13 protein-coding genes and 1 tRNA gene are annotated in these 14,924 nt (G+C 73.5%); 4 read left to right on the top strand and 10 right to left on the bottom strand.

What is annotated here, in order from left to right; translation table 11 throughout:
- Positions 1-159 precede the first annotated feature (159 nt).
- The gene (locus ACIQCH_RS35725) at positions 160-807 is read right to left on the bottom strand and encodes a LysE family translocator (protein ID WP_402588036.1); all 648 of its coding nucleotides are present in this window, start codon (positions 805-807) and stop codon (positions 160-162) included.
- A gap of 101 nt (positions 808-908) precedes the next feature.
- Here ACIQCH_RS35725 and ACIQCH_RS35720 point away from each other — a divergent pair, with 101 nt between their 5' ends.
- A complete protein-coding gene (locus tag ACIQCH_RS35720) occupies positions 909-1,634 on the top strand; it encodes a hypothetical protein (protein WP_402588034.1) in 726 nt (241 codons plus the stop codon).
- Positions 1,635-1,754: 120 nt separating this feature from the next.
- Here ACIQCH_RS35720 and ACIQCH_RS35715 read toward each other — a convergent pair.
- The 3 genes from ACIQCH_RS35715 to ACIQCH_RS35705 all read right to left on the bottom strand — a co-directional run bounded on the left by ACIQCH_RS35715 (position 1,755) and on the right by ACIQCH_RS35705 (position 4,833).
- Positions 1,755-1,827 (bottom strand) — tRNA-His (locus ACIQCH_RS35715).
- Positions 1,828-1,939: 112 nt separating this feature from the next.
- A complete protein-coding gene (locus ACIQCH_RS35710) occupies positions 1,940-2,695 on the bottom strand; it encodes an alpha/beta fold hydrolase (protein ID WP_402588032.1) in 756 nt (251 codons plus the stop codon).
- A gap of 77 nt (positions 2,696-2,772) precedes the next feature.
- Positions 2,773-4,833 (bottom strand): phosphocholine-specific phospholipase C, encoded by a 2,061-nt coding sequence (locus tag ACIQCH_RS35705; protein ID WP_402588030.1) that lies wholly within the window; start codon positions 4,831-4,833, stop codon positions 2,773-2,775.
- Positions 4,834-5,157: 324 nt separating this feature from the next.
- On the opposite strand from ACIQCH_RS35705, the gene ACIQCH_RS35700 reads away from it, so the two are divergent.
- Together ACIQCH_RS35700 and ACIQCH_RS35695 are read left to right on the top strand one after the other, a co-directional pair.
- The gene (locus ACIQCH_RS35700) at positions 5,158-6,435 is read left to right on the top strand and encodes a VWA domain-containing protein (protein WP_402588028.1); all 1,278 of its coding nucleotides are present in this window, start codon (positions 5,158-5,160) and stop codon (positions 6,433-6,435) included.
- Complete coding sequence (locus ACIQCH_RS35695) at positions 6,435-7,373, top strand: hypothetical protein (RefSeq protein ID WP_402588026.1); 939 nt, start codon at positions 6,435-6,437, stop codon at positions 7,371-7,373. Before ACIQCH_RS35700 ends, ACIQCH_RS35695 begins: the two co-directional genes overlap by 1 nt.
- Before the next feature lie 126 nt (positions 7,374-7,499).
- Here ACIQCH_RS35695 and ACIQCH_RS35690 read toward each other — a convergent pair whose 3' ends face one another.
- From ACIQCH_RS35690 to katG, 6 genes are all read right to left on the bottom strand, one after another.
- The gene (locus ACIQCH_RS35690; protein ID WP_402588024.1) at positions 7,500-7,988 is read right to left on the bottom strand and encodes a protein-tyrosine phosphatase family protein; all 489 of its coding nucleotides are present in this window, start codon (positions 7,986-7,988) and stop codon (positions 7,500-7,502) included.
- 64 nt (positions 7,989-8,052) lie between these two features.
- Entirely contained in the window at positions 8,053-8,643 is a 591-nt protein-coding gene (locus tag ACIQCH_RS35685) for a GTP-binding protein (protein WP_402588022.1), read from the bottom strand.
- Entirely contained in the window at positions 8,630-9,058 is a 429-nt protein-coding gene (locus ACIQCH_RS35680) for a DUF742 domain-containing protein (protein ID WP_402588020.1), read from the bottom strand. Before ACIQCH_RS35680 ends, ACIQCH_RS35685 begins: the two co-directional genes overlap by 14 nt.
- Positions 9,058-9,462 carry a roadblock/LC7 domain-containing protein gene (locus ACIQCH_RS35675; protein WP_030208485.1) on the bottom strand — a complete coding sequence of 135 codons (405 nt, stop codon included), beginning with the start codon at positions 9,460-9,462 and terminating at the stop codon, positions 9,058-9,060. The genes ACIQCH_RS35680 and ACIQCH_RS35675 overlap by 1 nt, the downstream gene beginning before the upstream one ends.
- Positions 9,459-11,792 (bottom strand): nitrate- and nitrite sensing domain-containing protein, encoded by a 2,334-nt coding sequence (locus tag ACIQCH_RS35670; RefSeq protein ID WP_402588017.1) that lies wholly within the window; start codon positions 11,790-11,792, stop codon positions 9,459-9,461. Before ACIQCH_RS35670 ends, ACIQCH_RS35675 begins: the two co-directional genes overlap by 4 nt.
- Before the next feature lie 250 nt (positions 11,793-12,042).
- Complete coding sequence (gene katG / locus ACIQCH_RS35665; protein WP_402588015.1) at positions 12,043-14,244, bottom strand: catalase/peroxidase HPI; 2,202 nt, start codon at positions 14,242-14,244, stop codon at positions 12,043-12,045.
- Positions 14,245-14,437: 193 nt separating this feature from the next.
- On the opposite strand from katG, the gene ACIQCH_RS35660 reads away from it, so the two are divergent.
- Entirely contained in the window at positions 14,438-14,857 is a 420-nt protein-coding gene (locus tag ACIQCH_RS35660; protein WP_402588013.1) for a Fur family transcriptional regulator, read from the top strand.
- Positions 14,858-14,924: the final 67 nt, after the last annotated feature.

The following is a 14,924-nucleotide window of genomic DNA, read 5'->3' as shown; positions in this document are numbered from 1 at the left end:
GCCAGGGCGAAGCCCCAAAGCCTCCGGGGTGGGCCTGCCGCAGGGCCTGCAGGCCGCCCCCGTCAAGCGCCGAGGGGACCCACACACCACGGGACGGCCCCGAGCCCGGGCGCGTACCCCGTCCCCGGAGGCGCCGGGCCGGCGGCCGGGCGGCGGCGGTCACCGGTCCGAGAGCGCCAGTTCCACGCCGAAGCCGATGAGCACCGACCCGGTCACCGCGTCGAGCGAGCGCCGGGCGGCCCGTCCGCTGACGCGGGCGCGCCGCAGCAGTGCGCGCACCCCCTCGGCACCCAGGATCAGGAGGGTGAACCAGGCCATGCCCTCGGCGTCGTGGACCAGGGCCAGCAGCAGCCCCATGGCGAGGTGCGAGGTGCCCTCCGGGACGAACTGCGGCAGCACCGCCATGTAGAAGACCCCGATCTTGGGGTTCAGGAGGTTGGTGGTCAGTCCCCGCCGGTACGAGCCCGACAGCCGCGCGGCCGGCCGCTCGGGGCGCAGCTCGGCCGGGCCGGCCTCCCGGCGCAGCGCGCGCAGCATCCCGACGCCCATCCACAGCAGGTAGGCCGCGCCCGCGACGCGCAGCACGGTGTACGCGGTCTGCGAGGCGGTCAGCAGCGCGGTCGCCCCGCAGGCCGCGGCCGCGCCCCACAGGAGGGCGCCGGTGTTGATGCCCAGCGCGGTGGCGAAGGCGTGGGCGCGGCCGTGGGTCGCCGCGCTGCGCAGGACCAGGGCGGTGTCGAGCCCCGGAACGAGCGTGAGCAGGCCGGCGACGACGGCGAAGGAGGCGACTGCCGAGGGGATGGTCATGGCGTCATCCTGGCCTGCCGCGGGCCCCATCAGTACTGCTTATCGGACCACCAGGAATGATCGTTGGCGCTGAACGCCCCCGGCCCCGCACGATGATCCGCATGAAGATCGCACGCATCGCCCTCGTCGGCGACCGCTCCCCCAACGTCAAGGCCCACGTCCGGGTCCCCGCCCTGCTGACCGCGCTCGCCGAACGCGACGGGCTGGTCCTGGACGCGTACTGGATCCCCACCGGCGACGCGGAGGCCGAGGCCGCCTCGGGCGCCCTGGCCGGCTTCGACGCGGTGTGGGTGCTGCCGGGCAGCCCGTACGCCAGCGAGGCCGGCGCGCTCGCGGCCGTCCGCACCGCCCGTGAGGAGGGCATCCCCTTCCTCGGCACCTGCGGCGGCTTCCAGCACACCCTGCTGGAGTTCGCGCGCAACGTCTGCGGCCTGGCCGGAGTCGCGCACGCCGAGAACGACCCGGACGCCACCGACCTCCTCATCGCCCCGCTGGCCTGCTCGCTCGTGGGCCACGAGGGCGTGGTGACGGCCGCGCCCGGCTCACTGGCCGAGGAGGTCCTCGGGGCGGAGCGCTCGGTGGAGCGGTACCACTGCAACTACGGGCCCGACCCCCGGCACCTGCCGGCGCTGACCGCCCACGGGCTGGTCCTGTCCGGACACGACGAGGAGGGCGGGCCGCGGATCGCGGAGCTCCCGGGGCACCCGTTCTTCCTCGCGACGCTCTTCCAGCCCGAGCTGTACGGGGACGGTTCGGCCCCGCACCCGATCGTGCGGGCCCTGGCCGCGGCGGCGGTGGCCCACGCCGGGACGCGGGCTGCCGCGTAGCGGGACGGCGACGGCCCGGCCCGGGTCCGGACCCCGACCGGGCGCGGCCCCGGCCACGGCACCGACCCCGGATACGCCCGTGGGGCGTACGAGATGCTCGTACGCCCCACGGGACAAGAGGGTGAGTGACGGGACTCGAACCCGCGGCCACCTGGACCACAACCAGGTGCTCTACCAACTGAGCTACACCCACCACGGCGGGCGCCACGGCGCCCGTCGATGTGCACGCACAGCATAGCCGATCAGCGGCGGTGGTCCCGCGCCGGTCCCACGCCCCCCACCAGGGGAAGGCCCTTCCCGGGGCGTCAGCTCCGAAGGAAGCCCTCGATCTCCGTGACGAGCGTCACGGGCGTCTCGTGCATGGGGTAGTGGCCGGCGCCCGGGATCGTGCGGATCTCCGCGTTCGGGTACCAGACCTGCCAGGTGGCCCGCATGACCTCTTCCGTCAGCGCGAGGTCGTACGCCCCGACGAGGACCAGCACCGGCACCGTGTTGCCCTTGACCGCCGCCGACAGGTCGAGGGTCTGCCAGCTGGCGAGGTATCCGGCGAAGGCATCGGGCCGGGAGACCTCCAGCGAGTGGGCGACCATCCGGTCCAGCCAGTGGCGGCTCGCTCGGTTGCCCGTGACCAGGTCCAGGATGGCCAGCCGCTTGGCGGGGTCCTCGGCGGCCCCGTAGAAGAGGGCGTGGGTCTGGTCGTCCATCTCGTACGGGGCGGCCGGCACCGGCGCGAGGCCGACCAGCTTCTCGACGCGTTCGGGGGCCCGGACGAGGACCTGCTGGATCGCCTTGCCGCCCATGGAGTGGCCGATGAGCGAGAAGGTGTCCCAGCCGAGCCCGTCGGCCAGCTCCAAGACGTCGTCGGCGATCTCGGCGAGGCCGTACCGGCCGGTCTCGGCCTTGCGCTGACCGTAGCCGCGGTAGTCGAGGAACGCGTACGTGAACTCCTCGGGGTCGAAGTAGTCCAGTACGGAGCCCCAGTTGGCGGAGGTGCCGAACCAGTCGTGCAGGACGACGGCCCGGCGGGGTCCGGTGCCGACGGTCCGGTGGGCGATGACCATACGGGTTCCCTTTCGAGGGGGACGTGACGTGACGCCGTATGGTCTGCCCACCGGACCGCCGCTCACACCGGACGGTGTCAGACGGTGACGATGCCGGGGTCGCTCACGCCCGACGCGCCGGTCTCGACGTGGCCGGCCAGCCGGCGCAGGAACGTGGTGTCGACGTCGGAGACCACGGTCAGGTCGTACCAGCTGCGCGAGGCGCGCAGGTCGACGGACTGCGTGAGGGTGGCGCCCTTGCGGACCGTGAAGGTCTGCGCGGAGCCGCCGTAGGCGTTGGTGACGGTCAGGTGGGCGTCGGTCGTGCCCACGTTGGTGAAGGTGAGGTCGATGTTGCCGGTGCTCGCGTCATGGCGGGCCGTGACCTCGGTGCCGGCGGTCTTGGTGTTGCGGAAGCGGCGCAGGAAGCCGTTCGGACCGTGGACGGTGAGGTCCGTGACGCCCTTGGAGTACGTGGTGTTCCAGGTGTCCGCGATCGACTTGCCGGCCTCGGTGGTGTAGGTCCACGGGCCGTCGGTGCGGTTGGGGGAGGTGACCAGGAACTGCGCGCCGGCCGCCGGACCGCCGCTGAAGGTCAGCTGGTACTTGCCGGTGCCGGTGTTGGCCGCGCCGTCCACGTACGGGGCGTACTTGAGCGGGCGGGTGGGCTTGGTACCGGCCTCCTGCTTCGGCATGGTGCCCACGGCCGGGACCGGCGGGACGTAGTCGGGGTGGCGGTTCTTGTCCGGCGGGTAGTAGCCGGCGGTGGGCGGCAGGACGGCGGCGCTGCTGTCGGCCTGGGTGAAGTCGAAGGCGGAGGTCAGGTCGCCGCAGATGGCCCGGCGCCACGGCGAGATGTTGGGCTCCTGGACGCCGAAGCGGCTCTCCATGAAGCGGATGATCGAGGTGTGGTCGAGGGTCTCGGAGCAGGTGTATCCGCCGCGGCTCCAGGGGGACACGACGAGCATCGGGACGCGCTGGCCGAGGCCGTAGGGGCCGGCGACGTAGCCGGTCTTGCCGGGGAAGTAGTCGAGCGTGGTGGAGACGGTCGACAGGCCCTGGGAGGCCGAGGAGGGCACGTACGGGGGGACGACGTGGTCGAAGAAGCCGTCGTTCTCGTCGTACGTGATGAACAGCGCGGTACGGGCCCACACGTCGGGGTTGGAGGTGAGCGCGTCCAGCACCTGGGCGATGTACCAGGCGCCGTAGTTGGCGGGCCAGTTGGGGTGTTCGGTGAAGGCCTCGGGGGCGGCGATCCAGGAGACCTTCGGCAGCGTGCCGTTCTGGACGTCGGCGCGCAGGTTGTCGAACAGGCCCTGGCCGGCCTTGGCGTTGGTGCCGGTGCGGGCCTTGTCGTGGAGCGGGCTGCCGGGCTGGGCGTTGCGGTAGCTGTTGAAGTACAGGAGCGAGTTGTCGCCGTAGTTGCCGCGGTAGGCGTCGTTGATCCAGCCCCAGCCGCCGGCCGCGTCGAGGCCGTCGCCGATGTCCTGGTAGACCTTCCAGGAGATGCCGGCGGCCTCCAGGCGCTCGGGGTAGGTCTTCCAGCCGTAGCCGGCCTCGGCGTTGTTGAGGACCGGGCCGCCGCCGGTGCCGTCGTTGCCGGTGTGGCCGGTCCACATGTAGTAGCGGTTCGGGTCGGTGGAGCCGATGAACGAGCAGTGGTACGCGTCGCAGACGGTGAACGCGTCCGCGAGGGCGTAGTGGAACGGGATGTCGTCCCGGGTCAGGTACGCCATGGTGGTGGCGGTCTTCGCCGGCACCCACTGGTCGTACTTGCCCTTGTTGAAGGCCTTCTGGCCGCCCGCCCAGTCGTGGTTGAGGTCCTGGATGAACTGCATGCCGAGGTCGTTCGCCGGCGGGCGGAAGGGCAGGATCTCCTTCTTGTTGGCGTCCGCCTGGTACCAGACCGGCTTGCCGCTCGGCAGCGTCACCGGACGCGGGTCGCCGAAGCCGCGGACGCCCTTCAGGGAGCCGAAGTAGTGGTCGAAGGAACGGTTCTCCTGCATCAGGACGACGATGTGTTCCACGTCCTGGATCGTGCCGGTGGCGCCCTGCGCGGGGATGGCGGCGGCCCGCGCGATGCTGTCGGACAGCATCGTCAGCGCGGCGGCACCGCCGCCCGCTATCTGCATGAAGCGGCGGCGATTGAGTTCAGCCATGGGGGATTCGACCTCTGCGGTGTGGGAGGGGACGGCGTTCGAGCGCCCCTAGAACAGCGCTCAAGTGGGACCGCCCGAAGACTCCCCCGTGACGCGTTGCGGTACGCCAGGCGAACGGCTCCCCTCCCGGAACACCGCCCTCCGCAACCCCCCGCACCCCTACACGCCCCCACCCCGCCAAACCGGCATAAAACCCCCACCCGTTCCGTCCACTGAACCCCGCTCCCCCAAACCGCCCGGAACGCCCTTTCCGGTCAGCAGGCTGAACGCCCGGGCCCGACCGCCCGTTTGGAGCAGCGTCCGGCGGATCAATAGGATCCGCCGGTGATCACTAGAAAACGGCCGGCGGCGTGGCTCTGGATCCTGTTCGCCGCACTCATCATGGGACTCCAGCCCGGTCCCGCCCTCGCGGACGAACCGGGCGGACAGGCAGCGCCGAAGGTCGACTTGGTGCTCGACGTCAGCGGTTCGATGCGCACGCGCGACATCGACGGCGGCACGCGCATGGCGGCGGCGAAGCAGGCGTTCAACGAGGTCCTCGACGCCACCCCGCAGGAGGTCGAGCTCGGCATACGCACGCTCGGCGCCCAGTACCGGGGCAACGACCGGCAGGAGGGCTGCAAGGACACCCAGCAGCTCTACGCCGTCGGCCCGTTGGACCGGACCGAGGCGAAGACCGCCGTCGCCACGCTGGCGCCGACGGGCTGGACGCCCATCGGCCCGGCGCTGCTCAAGGCGGCGGACGACCTGAACGGCGGTGAGGGCTCCCGCCGCATCGTGCTCATCAGCGACGGCGAGGACACCTGCGCCCCGCTCGACCCGTGCGTGGTCGCCCGGGACATCGCCGCCAAGGGCATCCACATCACCATCGACACGCTCGGTCTGGTGCCCGACGCCAAGACCCAGGCGCAGCTCAGCTGCATCGCCTCGGCGACCGGCGGCACGTACACCGCCGTGCGCCACAAGAAGGAACTCACCGACCGCGTCAACCAATTGGTGGACCGCACCGCGAAGCCCGAGGTCACGCCGGTCGGCGTGCAGGGCGCGGCCGAGTGCGCCAAGGCCCCGGTGCTGACCTCCGGGATCTACAGCGACCGCGAGGTGGCGGGCAGCCACCGCTGGTACCGCGTCGCGGTGCGGCCGGGGCAGGAGCTGCGCGCCTCGGTGAGCGTCGCGGCCGACCGCGCGGTGGCGCGGGACTACGGCGTGCTGCTGCGCGCCACGACCCTGTACGGGCGGGAGATCGTGCGCGGGCAGGAGTCCGGCGACGGGCGCACCGACGTGATCTCCACCGGTCTGCGCTACCCGCGGCCCGAGGAGGACGATCCGGACGACGCGGACGCCGCGCAGGCCGCGGAGACCGTCTGCCTGCGGGTGAGCACCTCGTACGCGCCCGCCGCGGGCGTCCCGGCCGCCCCGGGCTTCCCGGTCGAGCTGACGGTCGACCTGGTGGACGGCCCGGACGAGGCCTCGGACGTAGCGGCCTTCGGGCTCGGCCGCGGCTGGTGGCTGCTGGCGGTGCTGGTGCTGGCCGGCTTCCTCGGGGGCCTGCTGTGGGGCTGGATCTCGCGCTGGCGCGTGACGGTTTGGAGGACCAACTGATGGCTCGAACGACGACTCGGACGGCCGACCGGTCCGCCACCCGGGCGGGGCGGCTGCGCCGCCTCGTGGCCGGTGGCGCGGCGGCCCTGTCCCTGTGGGCCGGCGCGGGGACCGCGCCGGCGCTGGCGGACTCGCCCTCCCCCGCCCCTTCCGGGAGCGCCGACAGCAAGCCGCTGACCTCGGCCGGGACCTCGTTCCGCACCGCGGCCGAGCTCCGCCAGAACGGGCGGGCCGCGGTGTCCGCCTCCACCGGCGACTACCTGTACTGGTCCTTCGCCGCGAACGCGGCGCAGCGCTCCACCGTCAAGGCGCGGGTGGAGCTGCCGGAGTCGGCGGTCGGCCAGTCCTCCTCGGTGTGGCAGCTCGACGTGTACGACGGGCTGCGGCGCCGGCAGGCCTGCCGGTACGGGGCCACGACGCGCGGCGCCGCGGCCGGCGCGCGGACGATCGACCTGACCTGCGCGCTGCCGACGGTGCGGGCGTGGGCCGAGTCCTGGTCGGGCGACCCGCTGCCGGGCACGTACTACGTCCGGCTGACGGCGGTGGGCCTGGACAAGGCCGACCAGGGCCTGCCGGTGCACGCCGAGATCGGTGTCACCACCGAGGACATCGGCGGCCGGGCCGCCGTGGACGGCTCGCTGGCCGAGCCGCTGGTGCCGGGCATCGGCACGTCCGACGGCTCCGGCGCCGCCGGGGACGCGGGGGCCGCGGCCTCGGCGGACCCGTCCGCCTCGGACTCCGCCGCGTCGCGGGCCAAGGGCTCGGTGGCCCGGCTGTTCTCCGGGGAACCGGAGGACGGCTGGGGCTGGGCCTGGCTGAACGACCGCTGGCTGTGGACGGCCGTGGGCGGGGTGCTGGCCGCGCTGGCGGGCATCTGGGGCTACCGCCTCACCCGCGGCTCCGGCCGCCCGCGCCACGTCCCCCCGCCGGGCGCCTGACCGGCACGGCCCCGGACGGCGACGCCCTCGCCGGCGTTGCGCAGGGCATGTGCGGCCCGTCCTCCCCCGACGTCGGGGGAGGACGGGCCGCGGCGTTTCCGGGAGTCTTCCGGGAGGCGGGCCTTGCTACCCGGCGGCCGGCGGCGACCCGCCGAAGCGGGCGGCGAAGCGCCGCTGCCAGGGCGTCTCGACGGCCCGTGGGGAGTAGTGGCGGCGTACGTACGCCACGGCCTCGCCGCCGGGCAGCCCGTCGAGCACCGCGAGGCAGGCCAGGGCGGTACCGGTGCGCCCGTACCCGCCGCCGCAGGCGACCTCCACCCGCTCCCCGGCCCCGGCCCGTTCGAGCGCCTCGCGCAGCGCCGACGCGAGCGCCGACGGGTCGGCGGGCAGCAGGAAGTCGGGCCACCGCACCCAACGGGCCTCCCACTCCGGGGCCGGTGGGCGGCGCCCGAGCAGGTGCACCGCGAACTCCGGGCGGGGGCCCGCCGGGAGCGGGCGGCGCAGCCCGCGTCCGCGCACGAGCGGCCCGGAGGGCAGCCGCAGCACTCCGGGCGCCCCGGGCGCCCATCCGCCGTCCGGCTCCCGGTCCCGCTCCGCCGCGCCGCCACCCGTCATGGGACCCACCGTAATCGGCACCGGAAAGGAGCGGGCGGGATCGACCGACCCCGCCTCGGGGACCTCAGGCGCCGACGCCGGCCGTCCGGGCCGCGATCAGGGAGTCCAGGAGGGCGAGCAGGGCGCCGCGCACGTCGCCGCGCTCGCGGGCGTCGAGCATCAGGACCGGGGTGCGCGGGTCCCGCAGGTGGAGCGCCGCGCCGATCTCCTCGGCGGTGTACGACTGCTCGCCGTGGAAGCAGTTGGCGCCGACGACGAACGGCAGGCCCCGGCTCTCGAAGAAGTCCACGGCCGGGAAGCTGCGGTCCAGCCGCCGGGTGTCGACCAGCACGACCGCCCCGAGCGCCCCGTTCAACAGGTCGTCCCACATGAACCAGAAGCGCTCCTGGCCCGGCGTGCCGAACAGGTACAGCACCACGCCGGCGTCGTCGAGGGTGAGGCGTCCGAAGTCCATGGCCACCGTGGTGACCTCCTTGGACTCGATCCCGTCGAGGTCGTCGACGCCCACGCCCGCGGCGGTCAGGCGCTCCTCGGTGCGCAGCGGTTCGATCTCGGAGATCGTCTCGACGAACGTGGTCTTGCCGACGCCGAATCCCCCGGCGACGAGGATCTTGACGGGAGCCGCCGAGGCGGCCGGGGTGTCATATCCGGGCAAGGTTGTCCCTGATTCTCATGAGCAGGTGGACGTTGGTGGTCTCGGCGCCCTCCAGGGGCGGCCGGTGGTGGATGAGCCCGCGCTCGGCTAGTTCGCCGAGGAGCAGCACCATCGGGGTCAGGCGGATGCCGGTGCGCGCCGCGAGTTCGGCGACGGCGCGGCCGTCCGGCGGCTGGCACAGGCCGAGCACGGACAGCCACTCGGTCGGCAGGCCGGCGTCGGCGTCCGCGGCGACCGCGGCGGTGATCGTGGTGTCCATGGTCAGGACGGTGTCCGGCGCGGAGGTACGGCCGTCGGTGAGGGCGTACAGCCGCGTCCGGCGCGGCGCCCGGGGCCGGCGCGGGGGTCCCGCGTCGGCCCCGGGCTCCGGTCTGGCCGCGGGGGCCGGATCCCGCGGCGCGTCGTCGTCCGGCATCAGGCCGCGGGCCCCTGGCCGCGCTCCGGGGTGTCCAGCCACTCGCCGAGCGCCTGGGCCGTCCGGACGGCCTCGCCGCCCAGCTCGCCGAGCCGGGCCTTGCGGGAGGTGACGACGATGAGCGTGCTGCCCTCGCCGCACCCGACGATGCACAGGTACCGGTCGTCCATCTCGACCAGCTGGCGGATGACCCGGCCGCCCTCGATCTCCCGGGAGATGGCCCTCATGGTGGCCGCGACCCCGGAGGACGCGGCGGCGATGCGCTCCGCCTGGTCCCGGTCGAGGAGGTAGGGGCTGAGCATGATGCCGTCGTTGGACAGGAGCACGGCGCCCTGGATGCCGGCGATCCTGCTGAGGTTGTTGTCCAGGACGCTGTAGATCACGTCGTTGGCTGTCGTCGTCATGGCTGATCCCGTCGGAGCTCTCGTTCCACTGTCTGCGTCCCCTGTTCGTAGTCGTCCCAGGCGTCCGCCACCTCTTCGGGTGTCGCCTCGTCCGGGGCGGGGGCGGGCTCGGGGGCGCGCGGTCCGCGCAGCCGGTCCGTCATGTGGGTCTGCGGCACGCGCTCGGGGAGCGGCGGCCGGCCGCCGCCGGCCGGGGTCGCCCGTACCGGCAGGGTCGCGGGCGCGGCCACGGCCGCCACGGGTCCGGGGCCGACCGCCGCGGGCACGGGGGCGACCGGGTCGGGCGCGGGACCGACCGGGGCCGGAACGGCCGCCGCGGGCTCGCGGACGGGCTCCCGGGCCGGTTCGCGCGCGGGCTCCGGTACCGACCGCACCACCTCGCGGCCGGGTCGCGCGGTCGCGCGTACGGGCCTGCGGGCGGCCCCGGCCGCGCCGTCCTCCGCCCGCTCCGCCGCCAGCAGCGCGGCCGGCAGGATCACCACGGCCGACGTCCCGCCGTACACGGAGCGGCGCAGGGTGACCCGGGCGCCCAGCTGGTCGGCGAGGTGGCCGACGACGAAGAGGCCGAGCCGGTGGGCGTTGTCGGCGAGGACGGAGTACGGCGGCGCGCTGTGCAGGCGCGCGTTCATCTCCTCGTAGCGCTCGCCGGAGACCCGCGGCCCGCGGTCCTCGATCTCGACCGACAGGCCGTCCGCGACCCGTTCGGCGCGGATGACGACCGTGGACCGGGGCGGGGAGAACCGGGTGGCGTTGTCCAGGAGTTCGGCCAGCAGGTGGCTGGTCTGGCTGATCACGTGCGGTTCGACGCTCGCCTCGTCCAGTGCCTGGCGCTCGATCCGCCGGAAGTCCTCGACCTCGGCGGCGGCCTCGCGCAGCAGGTCGGCGATGCGCATGGGGTCGGTGTGCGGGTCCGGGATCTCGCCGCCGGACAGGATGAGGAGGTTCTCGATCTGCCGCCGCATGCCGACCGTCAGCTGGTCGGCGCGCATGAGCTGGGCGAGCAGGGCCTCGTCGTGGCCGAAGGCGTCCTGGATGTCCTCGGTGAGGCTGAGCTGGCGGCTGACGAGGTTGCCGGTGCGGGCGGCGAGGCCCGAGGCGAACATGCCGAAGCCCTGCCGCTCGGCGGCCAGCTGCCGGTGCCCGTCGACGGAGACGGCGACGACCCGGGCGAACGCGTCGTTGATGCGGCCGACCTCGTCGTCGTCCCCGCGCACCTGCGGCAGGGCCGCGTCGTCGACGTCCTGGCCGCGGTGCAGCCGGGCCACCACCTCGGGCAGGGTCCGCTCGGCGACGGCCACGGTGCGCCGGTGCAGTCCGTCCAGGCGGCGCAGTACGGACCGGGTGGTGAGCACGACGAGGGCGACGACCGCCAGCAGCAGGGCGGCGCTGCCGCCGACCAGCAGGAACACCTCCCGCTCCAGCTCGCCGGCCTTCGCGTCGGCCTCCGCCAGGACGGCCCGTCCGCGGTCGGATCCGAGCTTGGCCAGCTGCGGGGCGAACCACTCGTGCGCGGCGCGCCAGTCGGTGACCTCGAAGGGCAGCCGTACGCCGGTGTTCGTGTCCTTGTGGTTGGAGCGGATCGAGCCTTCGATGCGGAGCTTGGTCTGCCACGGGCCGGACCCGGTGATCCGCTCGTACCTCTCCCGGTCGGCGGGGGGCAGGAACGGCACGATCGAGGTGCCGAACAGGTACGGCTGGGACCCGGAGGCCTCGAGGAACGAGGCGAAGCCGAGGGCCGTCAGCTCCCTGGCCGGGCCGGCGAGGGCGAGGAGCGCGTCCTCGCGGGCCACCATCTCCGAGGCCGTCAGCAGCGCGACGGCCGCGCGGCCGTCCTCGCTGACGCGGCCGTCGTCACCGTGGCTGAACTCGTCCTGGGAGAACCGCAGCAGCCCGTCGATCAGTTCGGTGTAGTAGCCGACCGTCCGGTCCGGGCCGCCGGTGCGGTCGTCCGCGCGCTTGCGCTGCGCGGCCAGGTCGTCGAGGCCGCTGGTGACCTCGATGAGCAGCTTGCGGGTGGCCGCGGACCGCTCGGCGCCGGTGGCGGCCGGGCCCCGGAAGGCGGCCACGGCGAAGTCGGCGGAGTTACGGGCCTCGCGCAGGTCGGAGTCCCACAGGGAGCCGCCCGACCGGGCGGCGGCGGTCAGCGTCCGCTCGGACTGCAGCGCGGCCACGAGCTGGAACAGCGGTTCGCCGAGCCGCTGTCCGGCCTCCACGTCGGCCCGCAGGTTCTGCGACTGGGTGAGCAGGCGGTCGGCGGTCAGTACGGTCTGGGTGCCCATCGCCACGGTGGGGACGACCGCCAGCCAGATCAGCAGCGTACGCAGGCGCACGGTCCGGATCCGTCGGCGCACGGCCCGCAGCCGGCGGTGGGGGGCCGGCGCGGGAGCGCCTTCGGGTTCGGTGGCGGGCATCGGTCCTCGGGGGGCGGCGCGGAGCGGGCGGGGGCACGTACGTACGAGCGGAAGGCGCCGATCATAACCAGCCATAGCGGCTCTACGGAACGGCAAGGGGCGTCCGGAACGGTCACGAAATGTGCCGCCCCGGACGCCCCCTGTGCGTCCCTGCTTACCCGGGAACCGGTCAGACCAGGTCGAACCGGTCAAGGTGGGAGACCTTGACCCAGGCTGCGACGAAGTCGTTCACGAACTTCTGCTTCGCGTCGTCGCTCGCGTACACCTCGGCCAGCGCGCGCAGTTCGGAGTTGGAGCCGAAGACGAGGTCGGCCCGGGAGCCGGTCCACTTCACCTCGCCGGTGGCCGCGTCGCGGGCCTCGAAGGTGTGCGCGTCCTCGGAGGTCGCGGTCCAGGTGGTGCCGAGGTCGAGCAGGTTGACGAAGAAGTCGTTCGTCAGCTGCCCGGGGGTCTCGGTGAGGACGCCGAGCTGGGAGCCCTGGTAGGTGGCGCCGAGCACGCGCAGGCCGCCGACGAGGACGGTCAGCTCGGGGGCGCTCAGGTTCAGCAGGTTCGCCTTGTCGACGAGCAGGTACTCGGCGGGCAGGCGCTGGCCCTTGCCGACGTAGTTGCGGAAGCCGTCGGCGCGCGGCTCCAGGGCGGCGAAGGACTCGACGTCCGTCTGCTCCTGCGAGGCGTCCACGCGGCCGGGCGTGAACGCGACCTCGACCTCGAAGCCGGCGTCCTTGGCGGCCTTCTCGACGGCCGCGGCGCCCGCGAGGACGACGAGGTCGGCGAGGGAGACCTGCTTGCCGCCGGTCTGGGCGGCGTTGAAGGACTCCTGGACGCCGGTCAGGGCGCGCAGGACGCGGGAGAGCTGGTCGGGCTCGTTGACCTCCCAGCCGATCTGCGGCTGCAGGCGGATGCGGCCGCCGTTGGCGCCGCCGCGCTTGTCGCTGCCACGGAAGGAGGACAGGGCGGCCCAGGAGGTGGAGACCAGCTCGGCCACGGAGAGGCCGGAGCCGAGCACCTGCTGCTTGAGGGCGGCGACGTCGGCCGCGTCGACGAGCTCACCGGTGCGCTGCGGCAGCGGGTCCTGCCACACCAGCTCCTCGGAGGGGACCTCCGGGCCGAGGTAGCGGACGACCGGGCCCATGTCACGGTGGGTCAGCTTGAACCAGGCGCGGGCGAACGCGTCGGCGAACTGCTCCGGGTGCTCCAGGAAGCGCCGCGAGATCTGCTCGTACGCCGGGTCGAAGCGCAGCGACAGGTCGGTGGTGAGCATGGTCGGGAGGTGCTTCTTCGAGGCGTCGTAGGCGTCGGGGATGACGGCTTCGGCGTCCTTGGCGACCCACTGGTGGGCGCCGGCCGGGCTCGAGGTGAGCTCGTACTCGAAGCCGAAGAGGTTCTCGAAGAAGTTGTTGCTCCAGCGGGTCGGCGTGGTGGTCCACGTGACCTCGAGGCCGGAGGTGATGGTGTCGGCCCCCTTGCCGGAGCCGTACGTGCTCTGCCAGCCGAGGCCCTGGGCCTCCAGCGGGGCGGCCTCGGGGTCGGCGCCCACGTGGTCGGCGGCGCCGGCGCCGTGGGTCTTGCCGAAGGTGTGGCCGCCGGCGATCAGGGCGACGGTCTCCTCGTCGTTCATCGCCATGCGGCCGAACGTCTCGCGGATGTCGCGGGCGGCGGCTATCGGGTCCGGGTTGCCGTTGGGGCCCTCGGGGTTGACGTAGATGAGACCCATCTGGACAGCGCCGAGCGGGTCCTCGAGCTCGCGGTCGCCGCTGTAGCGCTCGTCGGCGAGCCAGGTGGTCTCCGGGCCCCAGTAGACGTCCTCGTCCGGCTCCCACACGTCGGCGCGGCCGCCGGCGAAGCCGAAGGTCTCGAAGCCCATGGACTCCAGCGCGACGTTGCCCGCGAGGATCATGAGGTCGGCCCAGGAGATGGCCTGGCCGTACTTCTTCTTGACCGGCCACAGCAGGCGGCGGGCCTTGTCGAGGTTGGCGTTGTCCGGCCAGCTGTTCAGCGGCGCGAAGCGCTGCTGGCCGGCGCCGGCGCCGCCGCGGCCGTCGCTGATCCGGTAGGTGCCGGCGCTGTGCCAGGCCATGCGGACCATGAACGGGCCGTAGTGCCCGAAGTCGGCGGGCCACCAGTCCTGCGACGTCGTCAGTACCTCCGCGATGTCCTGCTTCACGGCCGGCAGGTCCAGGCCATCGAAGGCCTCGGCGTAGTCGAACTCCTCGCCGAGCGGGTTCGCGACGGCCGGGTTCTTGGCGAGGATCTTCAGGTTGAGCCGCTCCGGCCACCACTGGCGGTTGCCGCCGCCCTGGGTCGGGTGCGCGGCGCGGCCGTGGGCGACCGGGCAGCCGCCGGCAGCGGCCTCGAGATTGTCAGACATGGGGGAATCCTTCCGAACTAACCGGATCGCGGAGCTCAGGGCTGAGGGCGGTGGAACGTTCGTGGGCGACCACCCAGCCTGTCCCTTGGCTACTACCGGAACAGATCCTACGATGGACATAATCTAAGTCAAGATGACAACCAGACCCGACCTGGTTGATGTGTCCGGAGACGCACTGTGAGGCTGGTGAGGCATGAGTACACTGCTGGAACGGCTTCGTGGACGGGGCTGGCGGATGACCGCCCAGCGCCGGGTGGTCGCCGAGGTGCTGAGCGGCGAACACATCCACCTCACGGCGGACGAGGTCCTGGTCCGGGCCGCCGCGCGACTGCCGGAGATCTCCCGCGCGACGGTCTACAACACCCTCGGGGAGCTGGTCGCGCTCGGCGAGGTCACGGAGGTCGCCACCGACGGCCGCGCCAAGCGGTACGACCCCAACGCGCACCGACCGCACCACCACCTGGTCTGCGGGGGCTGCGGCACCATCCGCGACGTCCAGCCCGAGGGCGACCCGCTGGCCGCCCTCCCCGCCTCCGAACGCTTCGGCTTCACGGTCTCCGACGCCGAGGTCACCTACCGCGGCCGCTGCCCCGCCTGCGCGGCGGGGGCGTAGGGGCGGGGGCGTAAGGGCCCCGTACGTACCGGGGCGCACCGGTACGGGGGTGCACCCGCGCACGACG

The organism is Streptomyces sp. NPDC093225, assembly GCF_044753805.1.
Classification (GTDB): domain Bacteria; phylum Actinomycetota; class Actinomycetes; order Streptomycetales; family Streptomycetaceae; genus Streptomyces.
The sequence above is the reverse complement of the archived record's forward strand: the minus strand, read 5'-3'. Positions and strand labels throughout refer to the sequence as shown.

Excerpts from the sequence above, each read along its gene's own strand:
- ACIQCH_RS35725 (WP_402588036.1), bottom strand. The coding sequence starts at position 807 with ATGACCATCCCCTCGGCAGTCGCCTCCTTCGCCGTCGTCGCCGGCCTG.
- ACIQCH_RS35720 (WP_402588034.1), top strand. The coding sequence starts at position 909 with ATGAAGATCGCACGCATCGCCCTCGTCGGCGACCGCTCCCCCAACGTC.
- ACIQCH_RS35710 (WP_402588032.1), bottom strand. The coding sequence starts at position 2,695 with ATGGTCATCGCCCACCGGACCGTCGGCACCGGACCCCGCCGGGCCGTC.
- ACIQCH_RS35705 (WP_402588030.1), bottom strand. The coding sequence starts at position 4,833 with ATGGCTGAACTCAATCGCCGCCGCTTCATGCAGATAGCGGGCGGCGGT.
- ACIQCH_RS35695 (WP_402588026.1), top strand. The coding sequence starts at position 6,435 with ATGGCTCGAACGACGACTCGGACGGCCGACCGGTCCGCCACCCGGGCG.
- ACIQCH_RS35690 (WP_402588024.1), bottom strand. The coding sequence starts at position 7,988 with ATGACGGGTGGCGGCGCGGCGGAGCGGGACCGGGAGCCGGACGGCGGA.
- ACIQCH_RS35680 (WP_402588020.1), bottom strand. The coding sequence starts at position 9,058 with ATGCCGGACGACGACGCGCCGCGGGATCCGGCCCCCGCGGCCAGACCG.
- ACIQCH_RS35675 (WP_030208485.1), bottom strand. The coding sequence starts at position 9,462 with ATGACGACGACAGCCAACGACGTGATCTACAGCGTCCTGGACAACAAC.
- katG (WP_402588015.1), bottom strand. The coding sequence starts at position 14,244 with ATGTCTGACAATCTCGAGGCCGCTGCCGGCGGCTGCCCGGTCGCCCAC.
- ACIQCH_RS35660 (WP_402588013.1), top strand. The coding sequence starts at position 14,438 with ATGAGTACACTGCTGGAACGGCTTCGTGGACGGGGCTGGCGGATGACC.